Genomic DNA, 19326 nt, shown 5'->3' on the forward strand with positions numbered 1-19326 from the left:
TCATATTTGTCTCCTTGAGTTATTTAGAAGTTATATCGTCGAATGCTAAAGATGGTCTTAATATCTCTTCTAGACCACCATTAGCCATTTTAACTAATATATCATTATTCTTTTTAACTGTACCTTCATTGTCTGGTTTAGCTTGAAAAATATGTGTAGATATAACTGCCGTTTTCTGGTCAGATTCTAGTATGCTGTTATTTATGAATGGTTCAGCTTCCTTGAGAATATCCTCCATAGCATACTTGATAGTTAATAATTTTTTTGATGTCACGCTATCAAAAATAAAAGGTAATTCATTGAATAGGTCATTGACTTTTTCTAAGTCACTTCTTATTATCTGGTAAATTTTCTCATCATTAGGTTTATCTTTATCGTACTTGCAGCTTTCAGTATCAATTTCGTGTAGAAAATTTTTTCAGTCTTTTATAGATGCTAAATCTTTGTTCATGGAATCTTATATTTATTTCTCTTTTAGCATCTCTGTTGTGTGTAATTCTAGTGTGTAGAGTTATTATTATGCTTAAAATAGCAGTCATTGCTGTTATAATTGAGAAAACCATACTTAATCCTTTAAATATAAGTATAACTATGTATACAGTTAGAACTGTATATACAGTGCATACAAGCCAGAACTCTTCGTCTTTATCCATTAATTTTCTTCTCAGCAGTTCTTGCTACCTGTTTGCTTTATCAATTGCTTCTTGCATTTCATCTTGTATTCTTTGAATGTCATTTTTAGCATTTTCTAAATACTCTTTAACACAGGAGATATATTGTTGAATATCATAGTTATACTGCATGACTTCATTGTTATAAGCTTGTATTGCATAACTATCATGATAGTAAGGCTTTTGTGGTTTGATTGGTTTAAAACCGCAGTCTACCTCAGGGTATTGTCCTAAACTGAAGTTACTACCACCATAGACATATGCGCATGATGGCTGTGCTAATAGCAGTGCTGGTATCCATGCTATGACTATTCTCTTACTCCACAGAGTAGTAAGCACCTCTATTTTCCCTTGCCGCTTCGATCATAGATTTATTTTGACCTTTATGCCTTAAACATGCAACTTGGTAAGGGTTTGCCTATGCAGCTCCATGGTTAATTTTATTAATTTAACGTTAGTTTAATTATAAGCTGGAAGGCTTTATGAGTGTCCCCGGTGATTTTGAAGGGGAAGCGAGATTCCAAGTTGCTTACACAATGCTAGCTGAAAATAATTGAGGGTGTTTTTATAACCTCCGACAAAACCCCTGTTCCTTAACATCAAGTGCGTTATTAAATTTGCTGGATAGGTTTTGAAAGGCAATTAAGGCGGTTAGGTCGAGTATTTGATCTTCGTTGAAATATTGCTTTAGTTGGTTGTAAATCTGCTCTGAGACTTCTTTATCTGTATAGGTCATCGCTTCTGTGTAGTTAAGAGCGGCTTTTTCTTGGTCGGTAAAGAGTTTAGATCCTTGCCATTGATGCAATTGATCGAGTTTCTCTGATTGCTCTAAGCGTTCCATGAGTAGAGCGGAGTTCATATCGATGCAAAAGGAGCATGAATTAATTTGAGAGGTGTATACGGTGACGAGTGAGCGAATAACCGGAGGCACAGAGCTGTTTTTTTCAACGCTGTTATAAAAAAGTGCCATGGCGTACATCATTTTGGGCCGGCGACCCCAAAGCCAGTTCGGGTTTAAGACGAAGCCGAACTTTCTTTTCTGTAACCAAAAGAACAAGCGGACGTGCCAAGGGTAATCTGAGAGCCTTTTTTGAGTCAGTCGCATCATCTTCCTGATTATTATTGCTTTTCCAGTTAGGTTATTTATTTGGCTGATCGGCAAATTTTGCAGCAGTCGCCAAACCACGTATACTCGATAGTCAACAATTATAGCAAGAAGGTGTGTGATTATGAAACAAGCATTAGCTGTGTATTTATCCGGTGAGATCCATAGTGATTGGCGCCAGCGCATTCATCAGCAAGTTATCGAGAAAGAGCTGAATATCGAGTTACTCAGCCCTGTTACTGATCATGCGAGAAGTGATGATTGTGGAGATAAGATTCTTGGGAAAGAGTCAACAGCATTTTGGAAAGATCATAAAGCGGCGAAAATCAATGCAATTAGAACGACGACGCTATTACAAAAGGCGGATATAGTCGTTGTGAAGTTTGGTGAAAAGTATCGACAGTGGAATGCAGCCTTTGATGCTGGCTATGCAATCGCCATGAAAAAGCCTTTGCTTGTGATTCATCCAGCAGAATTTACTCATGCTTTGAAAGAAGTTGATGCCCAGGCGTTGGCTGTTGCCGAAACTGAGGAGCAGATTGCTGATATTCTTGAATATATCTTACTGGACTGTAATGCATAACAATAATAAAGGTAAATAATGGGACACGTTTTTGCAACCACATCGGTATTGTTTGTTGCTATTTTTTTAGGTTTTGGATTCGGGCATAGTAGAGTATTCAAGGCCGGAACAGATATTACACTGATCCACTATGTCTTTTATGTTGCACTGCCTCTGGCGTTATTTCTAAGTTGCTATAAAAGCCATTTTAGTCTGGCAGAACTGCATTATTCACTGGCTTATGGCCTAGCAATGGTGATTATTATTGCATTGATTTTATTCATTAGTTATAAGCTGATGGGTAAAAGCCTTGCTGAGAGTGTGATGAATAGCATCGCTGTGAGTCAGGTGGATGGGGCGTATTTTACCATTCCTTTATTTATGCTGATTTTTGCCTCGCCGGCGTTGGCAATTCCGTTGATGGCAATACAGAACATCATCTTTTTTACCTTGGCAATTTTGGTCATTGAGATTTTAATCTCGGCTAAAAATAAGAAAAATAATAATCAAAAATATCTTAAATTTGTTTTGCAGCGTATTATAGCAGTTATTTTTACTAATCCGATTATTGCATCGTCTTTGTTGGGTTTTGTTGTTGGTGCTTTAGAAGTTCCACTAAATGATCATGTGGTGAAATTTTTGCACTTTATGGGAGGGACATCTGCGCCTGTGGCTCTATTTGCATTAGGTATTTCCTGCGCTCATCATATTAAAAGCTTAAAATTAGGTAGTGATTTATTTTCGATTACTTTAATTACAGTGTTTAAACTGATTTTATTTCCGGTGATTGCCTGGATTGTCGGTTGGTTGATGCACTTGCCACATGAATTGCTATTAGCCTTAGTTTTGCTTTGTGCGAGCCCAACAGCAACACATAATTATATTATTGCTAATAAATATCAGCTGGGCGCACAGACACAGACGTTTGTGGTTGTCGTGACAACTTTATTAAGTTTTATTACCATTAATTTTTGGTTGTATATTTTGTGAAAATTATAGAAATAGAAAAGCTGATTAAAGAAAAAGAACTCGCTTTACTAACAGCTGAAGTGTGTCGTTCAAAAGATAAATTAAGATCATTATTATCATCCGATTTTTTAGAAGTTGGTGCATCGGGTGCTTATTTTGGCTTAAATGAAGTGTTAGAAAAGTTGCCTGCTGAAAACAGTTGGCAGGCACATGCTCAAGACTTTGAGTTTAGGTCGCTTGCAGAGGGTGTCGTCCAGCTCATTTTTCGAGCTGTTATCAGGGCAAATAGTGAGAGTGCTGGGGTGTATTCAAGAAGAACGTCGATTTGGCGCAATGAAGTTTGTGGCTGGCGTATGGTGTATCACCAAGGGACGAAGACCGTACCTTTTGATTTAATTATGTAATTTTAGAATGAATGATCATGTGGTATAAGGTCTTAATTTAGAATTAATTGATATTAAAGGAGAACCAAATGGGGTCTGTAAATAGTAGCCAAGATAATAATTATTGCACAGTCTTACCTTACTTTAAGATTCATGCAGGTAAGGTCGGTGCTTTTAAAGAAATTTCTCAGCGTTTAGTTAAGAAAACGAATCATGAGCCAAGTTGTTTGTGTTACAGCTTTAGCTTTAATGAAGATGAAGCACACTGTCAAGAAATTTATGCGGATAGTGCAGCGTTTTTATATCACTTAGATCATGTGTCAGAGTTGCTCGGTGAGTTGTTCGCTGTTGCAGAGATGACACGTTTAGAAATTCACGCGCCTGCGAGCATTATTGAAGAGTTAAAGCCGGCTTTAGTTGACTTTGAGCCAAAATTTTTTACTTCAGAGACTGGCTTTAGGCGTTAACGCATTATTATATGTGGGGCTGACATCTAATAAAGTTCTTTGAGCAATTTTTTGATAATACAGCTTAGCCTCAATAGTAAAAATTTTTAGTAGAGTGCCGCTCATAAAAAAATAGAAACATATAAAAGCGATACTTTTATATGTGTGATTTGATCACTTGTTGCTGGATGTGTGTTTAACATTTTAAAATTAATCTGCTTGCTTCGCGAAATTTTGTCTTGGACAAATCCAGGAAACTATTGCTTCTAATGCGGTTTAAAACAATGACAGATGGCTTTACCCGTATCAATATGACCTTGCCCCTTGAACTAGAGTAAACTCGCAGCTACGAAATTGAGTTATATCAGGCAATTGATTATCAATATCTGCAATCAAATAGCATACTGCAATGATGAAATCCTCTAATGGCATAGATATGTTCCTTTTAATTGGCTTGCTCCAAAACAAAAATATCGGAGCTACCTTGCCCCTATCAGTCAGTTGGTAAAATTGAGCATCGCGTAATATCTTGTTTTTTGCCATAACCCTTTGAATATATAGAATTAAATTATTTTTATCTATATTCGAGCATATGTTATGTGCATACAATTTTTTCCCAAAGCAAAGACATGATCATTACATAAAGATAATCGTTCTTTATATTTTAAGCATAATTTTAGTGGAGTAAGTTCTATGCCTGGAAGAGGTTCAAGACAAGGTGAAGAAACGGCAGCAACATCTTTATTAGGAGGTGGCAATGATATTGAAAGTGGTTTGTCGCACAGGGCAACAGGGTCATTTGATATTCAAAGCGGTGGAGGAAGAGGCCGTGATTTAGAAGCTGGAGATGATCGTTTTTTTGCCTACTATGGAAGGCGCTAATGATGTGGAAGATCCACGTTATAGTGAAAGTGCAGAAACCTGGTCGCAGTGGTGCAGCCGGATATCGAAGTCTGATACATTTGCTTATGTTATGAATGGTTCTACTGCTTGGATGATAAATGAGGGTATAAAGCGCTTTTATTTGCAAGAAAGACCCAATGGACAGGACAGCAAAGCTTGGCCAAGTGGTCACTCAGGCTGGGGAGCAATGCTGATGGGTTTAGCTATGATGTTAAACGATGATAAAGAATTAAAAGTATGTGGTAAGACTTTAACAATTAGTAAGAGTGGTGTTTTTGCTGTAGGTTTTATTGATGCTTTGGTGACTATGGTAGGGCGAGTGATTGCTAAGAAACATTGGCTGGGCGATACCCTTTCTGGCGCTGCACTTTCTGCTTCTTTAAGTATGATAACAGGTAATTTATTAGCGTGGCGTAGAGGAAAAGATTCGAGCGCTGATGCGACATACACTAAGGAAATGGTTATTCAGGCGCTAGGAGCGTTAGCTGTATTGGTCTCAAATCCACTGATTGGCTCTATTCCTTTACAGCTTTCTTTAGAAGTAATTAGCCAAGTGTCTGAGTGGTACTCCAAAGGGACTGTGTATGGCAATAAGGTTGATAGTTTTTCTGACCTTGCTTTGGCCATTACCAAAGGGATGGCTTTAGCTAATTTGACTAACTATAAGGATATGACACCAGCGGAAGTTTCTGCAGCAGTGTTTAAATTAGTTACGGTATATGGCGGAATTGCTGCCAATATTTTTGACCTTCCATTTACTGCAAGGAGTGGTTGGAATACATCAATAGAGCGAGAAATTTATAGAGGACATGAGCAACTTGCCCAAGGGGTTGAGCGAGCCACTTGGATAACTGCAGTCGGTGGAGCAGCCGCTGGTCTCATGGTTGCTGCTTTGAAATCAGTATCTTCTAGTGGGGCAACGATGTTTTATGACGCAGAGAAGAGATCAGAGGCTGTTAGAGACAGAGTAGTTCCCCATGAAATTACGGTTGATATGGCGACACCGTAATTCGTCAACTTTCGAGGGTCTGATTCCCTGAAGCTTGCTTCGTCTGTGTTAAATTATAGGGATGAGAAAAAGTAGTTTTATTGGGCTTAAGCGGTTTTTTCAACAGTTGCATTAATTTTTATTGATTGGCCGCTGGCTAAAATGAGATGAATTGGAATCTTATCTCCAGGTTCAAACTCTTGTAGAGGCTCTTGTAATTCGATGTGGACACTGCCTTGTCTAAAATCACTATGGCTGTTCGGGTGAATCGTTACTTTTCGTGTGTGACGCTTAATATAACTGCCTCGATGGAAGCTAAAGCGATTAAGTTTTGCACTTTTACTGGCCGGTGAAAAGACGCCGATGATGGTGATTGGATATTTGAGACTATGATTGGTCAGGTTCATATAAACTTCGAGTGTATTCGTTTGTTTTTGATGGATGATACGGGCAGCATCAATGCTAAGATCCGCTGAGTTTGCTTTCGCGAAGCTTGTAAGGTGCATTGATAAACAAAAGAAACTTAAAAATAGAGGAATAAGAAATCGCATATTAAGCCTTAATTAAGAATGTTACTCTTAACTTTTAGGCGAAAATCTCAAGGTTGGTCAAGCCGAAGAGGTTTGCGCCCAGCGTTTTGGTAATAAGCTTTCTAACTGATGGTCCTTTTGCGGACTATGGTTTTTTTGCTGTCGATACTGACCTAAACCAAGGGTATAGCCTTTATAAGTGACAAAAACAGCGCCTGGCAGTATGTTGCCATATTGGTTTTGATCGAGATTAATGGTTTGGCGCTTTAAATAGATCGCAAGCTGTGTTGTGGTGATTTCAATTTTATTTTTTTGAGCAAGTGGACCTAAAAAGAGTGCGCCAGCGGAGGTGACTTTTGGGTATTTGCCATGAGTATGAATGATGGCCAAACCCGTATTGGTGATGTTATTTAATTGTGGAGTCGACGCCTGGCTGCTAAGGCTAATGGCTTGTTGGTTCTGATTGTGCCAATGATATTGAGTAAGCGGCTCAGGTTCAATGCCAAAGCGTAAATTTAAGCCATGCAGAAAATTTTGTTGCTCTTGAGGGCTGAGCAAAGTTTGTGCGGTATAAATTGAGTTTTCAAGAGGGCTTGATTTATCGGCTTTAGGTTTAGATGGATGTTGTGTTGATTTTTGAATTAAAGCAATAAAAAAACCGCCGGTATTATTATGGTGAGGCCAGATGCGAATCGCGTTACTCATTTGAGAATGATATTCCTGTCCTTGCCAGTAGGTAAGAGCAGGTGTGGTTTTTAGGCCCGAGATGTTAATGGGGATGATATGAATATTATTATACTCTTGCAAAATAGCATTTAATACCGCCTCGTTTTCCTCAGGAGCATAAGTACAAGTTGAATATAAAATGCGCCCACCAGGTTTACATAATTGTACGGCGCGGCGCAGTATCGCTTGTTGTTGCTTGGCTTGTGCTTGTGATTTTTTAACCGTAAGCTGCTGCAATACGCCTGGATTTTTGCGCGAGGTGCCCTCACAAGAACAAGGGACATCGGCTAAGATACGATCAAAATCATTTAAGCTTGAAGGAATATGGCTGGCATTATTGATCATACTGGTGATATTGGTTAGGCCCAAGCGTTGCGCATGAGAGCTTAAGGCGCGAATCCGCTGATGGTGAATATCATTGGCTAGCACAGAACCGTTGTTTTGCATGCGGATTGCCATTTGCAGGGTTTTACCGCCAGGGGCCGCACATAAATCAAGCACGCTGTCATTATGATTAGGCGCAAGAATATGAGGCGGTAGCATAGAGATTTCTTCTTGAATATGGCATAGGCCAGCAATGTAGCTCCAATGCCGCCCCATGCTGTGCTGATTGAGGATGCGAAAACCATTATGCATCCAGGGTATGCGTTGGTAGCTGATTTGTTCTTCGTCTAAAAGCGTTGCAAAGTCATCACTGGTAATGCGTAAATCGTTGGACCAGAGGCATAGCGGTAAGGGCGTGTTAAGAGTACTTAAGAAGGCGTCATAATCATCGATAATAGGGCGATAACGCTCGAGAAAACTGAGGGCTGAAGATGATAGTGCCATGCCTTTAAACTCTTAAATTTTTAGCCAGTGGTGAAAGCGAAAAGGCATGGTAGCAAATTAAAACGGGTTATTAAAGAGAGGAAGGTTGGAGCTTTAGGGCTGTATTTGCTAAGCGTTGACCGAGGGCATGGCAGAGCATGACTTCTTCTTTGGAAAGCGTCGTGTCTTTATTGATGTTAAAGTGAGAGGCACCATAAGGACTACCGCCGCTGGTGGTCGTTGTTAAGGCTGGTTCTGTATAAGGAATGCCCAGTATACAAGCGCCGTGATGAAGTAATGGAATCATCATCGAGAGTAAGGTACTTTCCTGGCCGCCGTGGGCAGAGCTTGTTGAAGTAAAGACAACCGCAGGTTTGTCGACGAGCGCCCCTTGCAACCAAAGTTCGGTTGTCTGATCAAGAAAATACTTTAAAGGAGCGGCCATATTACCAAAGCGGGTCGGACTGCCTAAAGCAACACCCTGACAGTGTTTAAAGTCATCGAGGGTGACATAAGGTGCGCCGGCTGTCGGAACAACGGGTGTGGTGGCTTCACAGGTGGTTGAAACCTCTGGAACGGTGCGTAAACGAGCCTCCATACCTGAGATTTTCTCTATGCCGCGCGCAATTTCTCGTGCGAGATTAGCTGTTGCGCCATGACGGCTGTAATATAGTACCAAAACATAGGGCATTAAAGGATCTCCAACACGCGCTCAGGAGGGCGGGCGATCACTGCTTTGTGATTAGAAATAACAATAGGGCGTTGTAGTAATTTAGGCTCTTTGATGAGGTGAGTGATTAGCTCTTCTGCGCTGGCAGTATTTAAGCGCTCGGCTTTATAATAATCTTCACTTTGTCGAATGATTTCTGTAATAGCTAAGCTGAGTTGGCTTAATAATGATTGTATTTCTTGCTTCGTTAAACTTTGCTCTAGGTAGTCGATAATAACGGGGGTATGGCCTTTTTCTTCGAGAATTTCTAGTGCTTTACGTGATTTGCTGCAACGAGGGTTGTGATAAATAGTGACGGTACTCATGATGTTTTTGATGCTTTTATTGTTTAATTGTATGGGCCTTATCATAGCAGTCCCTTTTATCGGCGAGCAAGTGTTGCGAATGATGATTTTGCTAATAGTCGCCTATACTTAAGCCTAAGGGATAAACCACCGTGGACCGTTGTTATGAGTGAACTGCTTGCAGGCGTTGACCAGCGCACACAACTTGCAGGGAAGAATCGCCTAGAGCTCTTGTTGTTTAGCTTGCAAGGTAAGCAGTCATATGCCACGAATGTATTTAAAGTTCGTGAAGTGATACATTGCCCCAAGTTAACACGACCGCCAGGCCGTCACTCTTCTGTGATTGGGGTGGCACATATACGCGGTCATAAATCTTTGGCTGTTATTGATATTGATTTGATGCTGCACAATAACCCTCTGAAAAATCCAGAAGAAGGGGTGCTGATTATCACTGAATATAATCAAAATGTGCAAGGGTTTCTAGTGAAGGCGGTGAATCGAATTATTAATACCTCTTGGGATAAAATTGAATCTCCTGCTGGAGGTTTAGGGAGTAATCACTACTTGACGGCAGTAACGCGCTTTGAGAGTAATGAGATTATCGAGATTATTGATATTGAAAAAATTCTTGCTGAGATTATTCCGCCGAATGTGAAGATTGATAAAAATATTCTCGAAGAAGAAGGTTTGGCAGATAAAGCAGGTAAGTTCACAGTCTTTATGGTCGATGATTCGAGTGTGGCAAGACAGCATTTGCATCGAATTTTGACGCAAGTCGGTGTTAAAATTAATGTCGCAAGAGATGGCGCAGAAGCCTATGAGATGCTTTATAAAATTTCACGAGAGAACAAAAATTTTAACAACGACTACCTGGCGTTAATTACGGATGCAGAAATGCCAAATATGGATGGGTATACGCTGACCAAGCGTTGTCGAGATGATCAATACCTGAAAGATTTGCATATTGTGTTGAATACGTCGATTTCAGGAGTATTTAATCAGGAAATGGCAAATAAAGTCGGTTGTGACGCCTTTGTGCCGAAAACGAGCCCTAATGAAGTGGCAATGTTGTTGATTGATTTAATTCATAAGCGTTTAGGCGAAAAAACACCTCATCGAGAACAGATCGAACCGGTTCTTAAAGATTGATTTATGTCAATGTTAGATGAACGGGTGGTGAATTTTTACTCTTTTATTTTTATAAAAAATCGAGCATCGCACAAAAGTTACTACCGTTGCAATTGACTTATTGTCTTGCCCTTATCTTATCTTTATTATCTTGATCCATCTTCGATTATTTGGGTTCACTTTACTAAGAGTGATAAACTAGTCGTTTGCTGCCTTGAAAGGGTCAGCATGAAAGTCAGTCTACGTGGGCTAAAATGAGAAATAGTTGAGCGTTGATCAGTATCAGCGGTCGTGACTTGGGTGAAATAAATGAAACAAATAGAAGTCCGTGGGGCCAGAACCCATAACTTGAAGAATATAGACTTAGACTTGCCTCGAGATCAGCTTGTTGTCGTTACAGGGCTTTCGGGTTCAGGCAAGTCCTCATTGGCCTTCGATACGCTTTATGCTGAAGGGCAACGCCGTTATGTAGAATCATTATCAACTTATGCACGTCAATTTTTATCGATGATGGAAAAGCCCGATGTTGATCATATCGAACGCTTATCCCCAGCGATATCGATAGAGCAAAAATCAACCTCTCATAATCCGCGTTCGACCGTTGGGACGGTGACTGAAATCTATGATTATTTACGCCTGTTATTTGCTCGAGTTGGTGTTGCCCGTTGTCCTGAGCATGGTGTGAGTTTGGAAACACAAGAAGTTAGCCAAATGGTTGACCAACTTATGGGCTTAAAAGAAGGCACGAAGGTCATGATCTTAGCTCCGGTGGTGACCAGCCGTAAAGGTGCTCATGAAAAACTACTGGAACAATTGCGCGTCGATGGTTATGTGAGAATACGTTTAAACGGTGAGATTATCGAACTCGATGAGGTGCCCAAGCTTAAGAAAACCCAAAAGCATGATATTGATGTTGTGATTGATCGTTTGAAGATTCGAGATGATATTAAAATCCGCCTTGCTGAATCATTAGAAACGGCATTAAAACTCGCTGATGGTGTAGCGGTCGCTTATCTTATGGACAGTGATGAGACGATGCTCTTCTCACAGCGTTTAGCCTGTTCGCACTGTGGTTATAGCGTGGCGGAAATCGAGCCGCGTTTGTTTTCATTTAATAACCCGGTGGGAGCTTGTCCGAGCTGCGATGGTTTGGGGGTGCAAAGTACCTTTGATCCGGATAAAGTCGTGGTTGACAAAGAACTCAGTCTTGCCGGTGGGGCGATTCGTAGCTGGAATCGGCAAAATCATTATTATTTTAACTTATTAACTTCATTGGCTGATCATTATGGCTTTGATACGGAAAAGCCTTTTAAAAAATTGACGAAGAAAGTTCAAAAAGTGATTCTTTATGGTTCAGGCCAGGAAGAAATTCCCTTTCGTTACCCCGGCCGTGGCGGTACGGTGCAAGTGCGTGAGCACAGTTTTGAAGGGGTTTTACCGAATATGCAGCGTCGTTATCGAGAGACAGATTCGGCCGCGGTGCGAGATGAGTTAGCTAAATATTTATCAACACATTCGTGTGAAGAGTGTGAAGGGACGCGTTTGCGTGAAGAAGCCCGTCATGTTTATGTGAATGATATTACGTTGCCACAAGTTGCAAATATGTCGATTGAAACCGCCTATGGTTTTTTTGCTGATTTAAAATTTACTGGCTGGCGCAAGAAAATTGCCTTAAAAATTCAAAAGGAAATTGGTGAGCGTTTAGGCTTTTTAGTCAATGTCGGCTTGAATTATTTAACATTAGAGCGCAGTGCCGATACTTTATCGGGTGGAGAAGCTCAACGTATTCGCCTTGCCAGTCAAATTGGTGCGGGTTTAGTGGGCGTGATGTATGTTTTGGATGAACCATCGATTGGCCTACATCAACGTGATAATGAGCGCTTATTAAAAACCTTAACTCGGTTGCGTGATTTGGGAAATACGGTGATTGTGGTCGAGCATGATGAAGATGCGATTCGCCTCGCTGATTATGTGGTGGATATGGGACCGGGAGCGGGTGTGCATGGTGGACATGTGATTGCTGAGGGGAAACCGAAGGATATTATGCAATCAGCGCATTCACTCACAGGGCAATATTTATCCGGTAAGCGCAAGATTCATGTGCCAGATAAGCGCGTTAGAATCGACCTTAAGAAAATGCTGACGGTGACCGGAGCGACGGGTAATAATCTAAACCAGGTTAATTTAGAAATCCCCTTGGGTGTTTTTACTTGTATTACTGGTGTGTCAGGTTCAGGTAAGTCGACATTGATCAATGAAACTTTATACCCATTGGCAGCACGTAAGCTCAACGGTGCGACGATGATTAACCCAGCACCTTATGAGCGTGTGGAGGGATTGGATCATTTGGATAAGGTGGTTGCCATTGATCAAAGTCCGATTGGCCGTACGCCACGATCAAACCCTGCAACGTACACGGGGATTTTTACTGCTGTGCGCGATTTATTTGCCGGCACTCAAGAAGCACGTTCACGTGGCTATAAGCCTGGACGCTTTAGCTTTAATGTCAAAGGTGGGCGCTGTGAAGCCTGTCAGGGTGATGGAGTGATACGCGTTGAGATGCACTTTTTGCCTGATGTGTATGTCTCTTGTGATGTTTGTCATGGCAAACGCTATAACCGTGAGACTTTAGAGGTACGCTATAAGGGCAAAAATATTCATGAAGCCCTTGAGATGACCGTTGAAGATGCTTGTGAATTTTTCTCTGCCGTGCCGAGTATTGCTCGTAAAGCCCAGACCTTATTAGATGTGGGGTTAGGCTATATTAAATTAGGCCAAAGTGCGACGACCTTATCCGGTGGTGAGGCGCAGCGGGTGAAACTCGCAAAAGAATTATCACGTCGAGATACTGGGCGAACCCTCTATATTCTTGATGAGCCGACGACCGGTTTGCATTTTTATGATATTGAACATTTGCTCGATGTATTAAGTCGTTTAAAAGAGCGTGGTAATAGCATTGTGGTGATCGAACATAATTTGGATGTGATTAAAACCGCAGATTGGATCATTGATCTTGGTCCTGAAGGCGGCGATGGCGGTGGCCAGATTATTGCCACGGGGACGCCTGAAACGGTGGCTAAGAAGAAAAGCTCGTATACCGGGCAGTTTTTAGCGGAGATGTTAAAGTAATGACTAATAAAAGAGTGCAGTTAAAAGATCATTTTTGGCGTTATTGTGAGCAGAATGAAGCGAAAATTACTGAATTTCATGAGGCGCTAAAGCAAGGTTATTTAAAATTGCGTAGCTTAGATGAAATTGCTGATTGCTATCAAAATACCCTAGAAGCGTTTTCTGGGGGGATCTCGCCGTATTTGGTTATGGCTCATTACTTTGGAATCCGGCGATAGAAGTAAAGGTAACAAAGCCAGGGGTGTTAGCTCATTTTCATCGCCGCTTTTGCTTACACATGACGTCGATGCGAGCCTCTATAGAAACACCTGGCTTGATGCTAGCCTTAGAGCCTAAACCCCCGATGCGAGCCAGGGAGCGCCAAGCGCGGGGTGAGTATTCCGAGGTAGGCTCGGATTTTTAGCAGAGCGGAGTGACGTAGGGCCTTTAGGTCCGGAGTCGGCGGAACGAGTGTCTAAAAATCTATACGAGCCGTAGAGTCATCTGAGAGCGAGATGCGGAGTGTGCCGAATTAAGGCACGGAGCGTCTCGTGACGGGGACGGCCGAGGCATTATAGTCGTCGCGTTTTGCGAGGCGATTTTGCACCATGGAAGTGCAAAATACCTACCGAGGTAGCGACGCTTCCGAAGCGGTTTGTCATGGACACTTAATTTTTATCGATGAAAATAAACTTCACGAGCAACTGTCAAGATTATGGCTTCGAGAAATGTCAGGGATGTCTTATCTGCCATGCTGGCAAAACGTTAAGACTCATGAGGGAAATATTCGGGCTTTGGTGTTTAAAGTTAATCCTGATAGTCCGCGCTATTTAGCAGAGCTGCCTTTAGCTGAGCAGGCTAAACGGATTGCCTTGGCCAAAGGGCCAGGAGGTGAGAATTATGATTACTTATTTAATTTATATGACCAGTTGCATAAAATGGGGATAAATGACAATGAACTTGCTATATTAGTACAGGAAGTTCAAAAACTTAGAAAAATGCACGGTTTTGAAGTTCACCCTGAAAAACTCGCCTGGCCTTGGTAGCTATTGAGATAAACCTTAAGCTCATATATCGTTGTAAGGACTATTCTCTGATAGAGCCTCTTGGGCGTTGTTAAAATCAGAAAATGAATCCTTGTTGAATTATAGAGTGTCAACTGATGAGTGAACCCTCCCAAAAGCTACCCTTTATTTCTGCTGAGCAAAAGCTGCCTGAAATTACAATCCGCGCTGTCATTATTGCAATTATTGTTACGATGATTTTAGCCGCATCGAATGCGTATCTTGCTTTGAAATTAGGGAGTACGATTGCGGCATCGATTCCAGCGGCGGTGATTGCTATGGGCATTTTACGGTTTTTTAAGACCTCGAACTTATTAGAAGCGAATATCGTTCAAACAGCCGCATCGGCGGGTGAAGGTGTTGCTGCAGCGGTGGCTTTTGTGTTGCCCGCTTTAATTTTAGTGGGGTATTGGAATCATTTTCCGTATTGGCAAACAGTGAGTATTGTCCTGTTTGGCGGCTTATTGGGGGTCGTATTTTCAGTGCCCTTGCGTCGGATTATGCTGAACTATCCAGGCTTGCGTTTTCCTGAGGGCACTGCCATTGGTAATGTGTTAATTAGCTCCTCGGGTCAAGGCAAAGGCGCAAAGGATATGCTCAAAGGTGGGCTATTTGGTGCGTTTATCAGTTTTTGCCAAGATGGCCTCCATGTGGTTGCAAGTGCGGTGGGTTTTTGGGGAACGAAAGGCGGTGCTATTTTTGGCATGAGCTTAGGTTTTGCACCCGCAATGATAGCTGCCGGTTATATCGTTGGTTTTTCAGTGACGTTAACCATGTTTGTCGGTTTAATTGTCGGCTGGGGAATTGCTTTGCCCTGGCTTTCTTTGCATCATAGTCTTGCCAGTTCAGGGTCTGCTTATGATGATGCAATGGCATTATGGAGTCATAGTCTGCGTTATATTGGTGTGGGGACTATGGTAACCGGAGGCCTGTGGACATTACTCGGTATTTTAAAGCCGATTGGCCAAGGCATTAAAGTGAGTTTCTCAAAAATTTTCTCTTCGAGCAGTGAATCATTAGGGAATTTACCACGAACTCAGCGCGATTTACCGATGGGGTTATTGGGTGTTTTAATTATTGTTTGTATTATTGCGCTTTATTTTGTTTTTGCGCATACGGCCAGTACAACACATTTGCCTTTATCCCCAGGCGTTAATCGCTTGTTATCGATTGCAGCGGTTGTGGCCATATTAATTTTAGGGTTCTTATTAGCAAGTATTTCTGCCTATTTTGCGGGCTTAATTGGCTCGAGCAATAGCCCGCTCTCAGGGTTATTAATTGCAGCAGTATTATTATTGTCTCTCTTATTATTGCCTGTTTTTAAAAACTTTATTAACTTGCAAGATATTACTAGCGAGAATATGGCCGTTGCGATTGTCATTGTCGTAACAACCTGTTTGGCGACGGCATCAGCGATTGCACTTGAAAATATGCAAGATCTAAAAGCGGGGCAGATTGTCGGTGCAACTCCCTGGAAACAGCAAACCATGTTAATTTTAGGAGTCGTTGTAGCCACTTTTGTTGTCGCCCCCGTATTTGAATTATTGTTTCAAGCGTATGGTCTAGGGGGCGTATACCCACATGCTGGTATGAGTCCTGAAAATATGTTAGCAGCACCTCAAGCGGGCTTGATGGAAGCAGTGGCTAAAGGGGTGTTTAGTGGCCAACTGCCTTGGCATGAAATTAGAGTAGGTGTGGTGATTGCCGTGATTGCGATTGTTATCGATGAAGTTGTTAAACGTCGTGGTCATCGCTTTCCTGTGCTCGCTTTAGGTTTGGGTATTTATGTGCCACCCGAGGCGATTACTGCGGTATTTATTGGTGGTTTGGTTCACCTTTGGGTACAACGCCGCTTAAAAGGCAAAACTGCACAGTCAGAAGGAACTTTATTGGCTTGTGGTGTTGTTGCTGGCGCTTCGATTATGGGAGTGTTACTTGCCGTGCCGTTTGTGATGGCTGGAAGCTCAAATGCTTTGTCTTTGGTTGGGTCAGGTTTCACTCCTATCGCTGAAGCCTTAGCTGTGATTGCGACTATATTACTGGCTGTATGGATCTTTCGTAAAGGAAGTTGCGTGAAGTCAATTTAGCGGGATATCGCGGATTTTTAGCTCATGGCTGAGTGAGGTAACGCTTACTCAGCCTCTGTGCTAGAATAGCCAGGTTTATAGAAGAGTTAGTTCGATAAAGGATGCTCAGTTTGAAGCAGGTGGTTTCAATTCAATCTCATGTCTCTTATGGCTATGTTGGTAATCGTGCGGCGGTATTTCCATTGCAACGCCTAGGCATCGATGTGAGTGCGGTCAATACCGTGCAGTTCTCTAATCATACCGGTTATGGCGCATGGCGAGGCAGTATACATTCTAGAGAACATATCCAAGAGCTTTTACTTGGGCTTGATGAAGTCGGTGCGTTAGAGTCAGTGGATGGCATCCTAAGCGGTTATATGGGGGATGTGCACCTTGGTCGAGTCATTTATGAATTTGTTAAAGCGCAAAAGCAGTGTCACCCTGATTTGTTTTATTGCTGTGATCCGGTGATCGGGGATATCGGGCGTGGTGTTTTTGTAAAGCCAGGCGTGGGTGAGTTTTTTCGTGATGAGTTAATCAGCCTCGCAGATTTGATCACTCCTAATGTCTTTGAGTTGGAATTTTTAAGTGGTTGTAAAGTCAATTCATTGTTCGATATTTTGGCCGCTTGTGATCAACTGCGCTGCCGCCCTGAGCAAGCGATTTGTGTAACCAGCGTGCAAAGTGATGATCATCATGTCGCTTTGTTGATGGATACAAATGAAGGAAGTTGGTTGGTGAAAACGCCTTTTTTATCGTTCAATATCGCACCAAATGGGGCGGGGGACTTAACTGCCTCTTTATTACTTGGCCGTTATTTGATGCAACGCTCGTTGGCGAAAGCGGTTCAATTGGCAGCGGCATCAGTCTACCAAGTTTTTGCGATGACGTTTGCCGAAGGCAGTCGAGAGCTACAGTTGATACGAGCACAAGACCAGTTGGTTGAACCGACGGTTGAATTTGAATTAGAGAAAATACGCTAGAGGCAAACATGTTAGATTGGTCACGAGTCGAAAATCTAGTTTTTGATTTAGATAATACGCTATATGATGCGAGTACTTTATTATTTAGAAAAGTAGAAGTGCGGATGAATCAATTTATTCAAAAAGCGTTGGATATTGATGAAGTGCAAGCACATAAAGTACAAAAAGATTATTATCGTGATTATGGCACAACTCTAAAGGGCTTAGTTAAATGCGACGGGATTAATCCCGATGATTTTTTCAGAGTATGTTCATAATATCGACGCAAGTGAGTTACAGCAGTGCCGCAAACTCGCCGGGCAGCTTGAAAAACTCTCTTATGGAAAATATGTCTATACGAATGGCTCAAAAAAGTCATGCTAAAAATATCTTGACTGCAATGGGAGCTTGGGAGTTTTTTACCGGAGTTTTTGATATTAAACAGGCAAGTTTTCAAGCGAAACCTAACCCATCATCTTATAAGGTGTTTTGCCAGCAATTTAACTTAAATCCTAAACATTGCATTTTTGTTGAGGATATGTCTGAAAACTTATTACCCGCAGCAGATTTAGGAATGCAGACCGTATTGATTCGTACCCAAAGTAAGCGTTCAATGAAATATGCTGATGATCGTCGTATCCATATGCAAGTAGACTCAGTGCATGAGTTGCTTGAGATGAAAGAGCTGAAAATTACTTAAAGTGTATTAATTAGAGATTGGTCTTCACTTGGGGGCTGGGTTCTCTTATTCTTCTGTAACAATTTTTTCATTGAAATTCGGTTTGTTATTTGTCCTGTATTATCAATAACATATAATATAGAAAAACAGGGGTTTTTATTAATTATCTACCTTATTTTACATGTTATTATAAGTGAAATTAATTTTTAATAATTAATGTATAGCATTATAGTTTTGATAAAACTCTAGTGTATTTTCGAAGGGACAAGGGACAAGGGACAAGGGACAAGGGACAAGGGACAAGGGACAAGGGACAAGGGACAAGGGACAATGTATAAGGTAATTAAAAGCATTAAATCTGGTAAATTTGGATCAGTATTTCTAGTTGAGAATGAGTCTGGACATAAATTTGCAGCAAAACTATTCCGAAACAAAAATTCCAAAGAGAGTGAACTCAGCTCCTCAGCTGAGCTAGAGGTTAGTAATTTCAACTCTTTCTCTACAAAGGTGAAAGATATTGGCAAAGCTTCTCTTATCTCGTCAAGCAGTATTACAGGTTTGCCAGAAAGCTTGTCGGCAAAGAATTTTAATGAAACTGCAATGCTTATGCCTTTTTTCCAAAAGGAAAGCGAACCGAATTATAGTGAAATAAAAATATATATATCTGATCTAGCAGATGAAGATGTTTTTATGGGAGACCCTAAACCTGATAATTTTTTTCACACTTCTAAATATGGCCTTATTCCTATAGACTTTGGATTGGTGTTTCATAAAAATAGCCCAAACTTGAGTGTGAAATATAAAAATGCACTTGCTAATGCGCCTTTTGATTACCCTGATGCTTTCGATAACGCTTACACAGGAAAGGTCGCAAAAAAATATCAAGGCGTGGGCGTGGTACAATCTTCTCAGTTGAATGACTTGATTCATATTGTAGAAAGTGACTCAGACTCAAAAGAGCTTCTACTTGGTGCCTCTCACGATAAAAGTGAGGAAACACTTTTATTTTATAAAACAGCTTCAGAGAATAAGAAAAAGTCTGCCAATAGCTGCTTCGAGTGCTGTACAATATTGTGAGGGCGAAAAATAATGTACTCTTGGCTTTAGGATAAAACCAATGTTTGTTTGCCTAGTGACATGCTGCAAGTATAGGTAATGGTTTTAGTATACTTGCAGTCTGGGTTAGAGCAACTGTATTCGTCATGACCTGCAAAC

Annotated in this window: 24 protein-coding genes; 16 read left to right on the top strand and 8 right to left on the bottom strand. The window is 41.3% G+C overall.

The genetic code is table 11. The features are described from left to right. Positions 1-19 precede the first annotated feature (19 nt). The 3 genes from BGC07_RS00170 to BGC07_RS00185 all read right to left on the bottom strand — a co-directional run bounded on the left by BGC07_RS00170 (position 20) and on the right by BGC07_RS00185 (position 1779). On the bottom strand, positions 20-238 hold the full coding sequence (locus BGC07_RS00170; protein WP_069311486.1) for a hypothetical protein: 219 nt from the start codon (positions 236-238) through the stop codon (positions 20-22). A 439-nt stretch (positions 239-677) separates the two neighbouring features. Then, positions 678-1010, bottom strand: a complete 333-nt coding sequence (locus BGC07_RS00180; RefSeq protein ID WP_069311488.1) for a hypothetical protein — start codon at positions 1008-1010, stop codon at positions 678-680. 226 nt (positions 1011-1236) lie between these two features. Continuing rightward, complete coding sequence (locus tag BGC07_RS00185; RefSeq protein WP_201258075.1) at positions 1237-1779, bottom strand: carboxymuconolactone decarboxylase family protein; 543 nt, start codon at positions 1777-1779, stop codon at positions 1237-1239. Positions 1780-1900: 121 nt separating this feature from the next. Between BGC07_RS00185 and BGC07_RS00190 the strand changes: the two genes are divergently transcribed. The 4 genes from BGC07_RS00190 (at position 1901) to BGC07_RS00205 (ending at position 4157) form a co-directional block, all read left to right on the top strand. Further along, positions 1901-2359, top strand: a complete 459-nt coding sequence (locus BGC07_RS00190) for a YtoQ family protein (protein ID WP_069311490.1) — start codon at positions 1901-1903, stop codon at positions 2357-2359. 18 nt (positions 2360-2377) lie between these two features. Continuing rightward, positions 2378-3328: an AEC family transporter gene (locus tag BGC07_RS00195; RefSeq protein ID WP_069311491.1), complete on the top strand. Its 951-nt coding sequence runs from the start codon at positions 2378-2380 to the stop codon at positions 3326-3328. Continuing rightward, on the top strand, positions 3325-3711 hold the full coding sequence (locus BGC07_RS00200; RefSeq protein ID WP_158006803.1) for a nuclear transport factor 2 family protein: 387 nt from the start codon (positions 3325-3327) through the stop codon (positions 3709-3711). The genes BGC07_RS00195 and BGC07_RS00200 overlap by 4 nt, the downstream gene beginning before the upstream one ends. Before the next feature lie 68 nt (positions 3712-3779). Next, the gene (locus BGC07_RS00205) at positions 3780-4157 is read left to right on the top strand and encodes a putative quinol monooxygenase (protein ID WP_069311492.1); all 378 of its coding nucleotides are present in this window, start codon (positions 3780-3782) and stop codon (positions 4155-4157) included. Between the two features lie 285 nt (positions 4158-4442). On the opposite strand, the gene BGC07_RS22860 is transcribed toward BGC07_RS00205, so the two are convergent. Then, the gene (locus tag BGC07_RS22860) at positions 4443-4568 is read right to left on the bottom strand and encodes a hypothetical protein (protein ID WP_268801577.1); all 126 of its coding nucleotides are present in this window, start codon (positions 4566-4568) and stop codon (positions 4443-4445) included. A gap of 261 nt (positions 4569-4829) precedes the next feature. Here BGC07_RS22860 and BGC07_RS00215 point away from each other — a divergent pair, with 261 nt between their 5' ends. Together BGC07_RS00215 and BGC07_RS00220 are read left to right on the top strand one after the other, a co-directional pair. Then, positions 4830-5018: a hypothetical protein gene (locus BGC07_RS00215; RefSeq protein WP_069311494.1), complete on the top strand. Its 189-nt coding sequence runs from the start codon at positions 4830-4832 to the stop codon at positions 5016-5018. A gap of 4 nt (positions 5019-5022) precedes the next feature. Next, complete coding sequence (locus BGC07_RS00220) at positions 5023-6048, top strand: phosphatase PAP2 family protein (protein ID WP_158006804.1); 1026 nt, start codon at positions 5023-5025, stop codon at positions 6046-6048. Between the two features lie 86 nt (positions 6049-6134). Here BGC07_RS00220 and BGC07_RS00225 read toward each other — a convergent pair whose 3' ends face one another. The 4 genes from BGC07_RS00225 to arsC all read right to left on the bottom strand — a co-directional run bounded on the left by BGC07_RS00225 (position 6135) and on the right by arsC (position 9170). Then, positions 6135-6578 (bottom strand): copper chaperone PCu(A)C, encoded by a 444-nt coding sequence (locus tag BGC07_RS00225; protein ID WP_069311496.1) that lies wholly within the window; start codon positions 6576-6578, stop codon positions 6135-6137. Between the two features lie 57 nt (positions 6579-6635). Beyond that, positions 6636-8111, bottom strand: coding sequence for an RsmB/NOP family class I SAM-dependent RNA methyltransferase (locus tag BGC07_RS00230; protein ID WP_069311497.1), 1476 nt, complete (start codon positions 8109-8111; stop codon positions 6636-6638). 70 nt (positions 8112-8181) lie between these two features. After that, complete coding sequence (gene wrbA, locus BGC07_RS00235; protein WP_069311498.1) at positions 8182-8781, bottom strand: NAD(P)H:quinone oxidoreductase; 600 nt, start codon at positions 8779-8781, stop codon at positions 8182-8184. Continuing rightward, the gene (arsC, locus tag BGC07_RS00240) at positions 8781-9170 is read right to left on the bottom strand and encodes an arsenate reductase (glutaredoxin) (protein WP_235602796.1); all 390 of its coding nucleotides are present in this window, start codon (positions 9168-9170) and stop codon (positions 8781-8783) included. Before arsC ends, wrbA begins: the two co-directional genes overlap by 1 nt. 99 nt (positions 9171-9269) lie before the next feature. Here arsC and BGC07_RS00245 point away from each other — a divergent pair, with 99 nt between their 5' ends. From BGC07_RS00245 to BGC07_RS00280, 10 genes are all read left to right on the top strand, one after another. Beyond that, positions 9270-10253: a chemotaxis protein gene (locus BGC07_RS00245; protein WP_069311499.1), complete on the top strand. Its 984-nt coding sequence runs from the start codon at positions 9270-9272 to the stop codon at positions 10251-10253. Between the two features lie 288 nt (positions 10254-10541). Further along, on the top strand, positions 10542-13361 hold the full coding sequence (uvrA, locus tag BGC07_RS00250) for an excinuclease ABC subunit UvrA (protein ID WP_069311500.1): 2820 nt from the start codon (positions 10542-10544) through the stop codon (positions 13359-13361). Beyond that, positions 13361-13579: a hypothetical protein gene (locus tag BGC07_RS21000; RefSeq protein WP_069311501.1), complete on the top strand. Its 219-nt coding sequence runs from the start codon at positions 13361-13363 to the stop codon at positions 13577-13579. Before uvrA ends, BGC07_RS21000 begins: the two co-directional genes overlap by 1 nt. After that, entirely contained in the window at positions 13495-13764 is a 270-nt protein-coding gene (locus tag BGC07_RS23710) for a gamma-glutamylcyclotransferase (RefSeq protein WP_077216659.1), read from the top strand. Before BGC07_RS21000 ends, BGC07_RS23710 begins: the two co-directional genes overlap by 85 nt. A 184-nt stretch (positions 13765-13948) precedes the next feature. Further along, positions 13949-14386 (top strand): gamma-glutamylcyclotransferase, encoded by a 438-nt coding sequence (locus tag BGC07_RS00260; protein ID WP_069311502.1) that lies wholly within the window; start codon positions 13949-13951, stop codon positions 14384-14386. 116 nt (positions 14387-14502) lie between these two features. Next, positions 14503-16491: an OPT family oligopeptide transporter gene (locus tag BGC07_RS00265; protein ID WP_069311503.1), complete on the top strand. Its 1989-nt coding sequence runs from the start codon at positions 14503-14505 to the stop codon at positions 16489-16491. Positions 16492-16592: 101 nt separating this feature from the next. Then, positions 16593-17453: a pyridoxal kinase PdxY gene (gene pdxY, locus BGC07_RS00270; RefSeq protein ID WP_069311504.1), complete on the top strand. Its 861-nt coding sequence runs from the start codon at positions 16593-16595 to the stop codon at positions 17451-17453. Positions 17454-17461: 8 nt separating this feature from the next. Further along, positions 17462-17710: an HAD family hydrolase gene (locus tag BGC07_RS21310; RefSeq protein WP_235602797.1), complete on the top strand. Its 249-nt coding sequence runs from the start codon at positions 17462-17464 to the stop codon at positions 17708-17710. Further along, complete coding sequence (locus BGC07_RS21315; RefSeq protein WP_235602798.1) at positions 17701-18132, top strand: HAD-IA family hydrolase; 432 nt, start codon at positions 17701-17703, stop codon at positions 18130-18132. Before BGC07_RS21310 ends, BGC07_RS21315 begins: the two co-directional genes overlap by 10 nt. A gap of 309 nt (positions 18133-18441) precedes the next feature. Then, complete coding sequence (locus BGC07_RS00280; RefSeq protein ID WP_069311505.1) at positions 18442-19188, top strand: hypothetical protein; 747 nt, start codon at positions 18442-18444, stop codon at positions 19186-19188. The last annotated feature ends 138 nt before the right edge of the window (positions 19189-19326 follow it).

The sequence above is a fragment of the Piscirickettsia litoralis genome (assembly GCF_001720395.1).
GTDB lineage: Bacteria > Pseudomonadota > Gammaproteobacteria > Piscirickettsiales > Piscirickettsiaceae > Piscirickettsia > Piscirickettsia litoralis.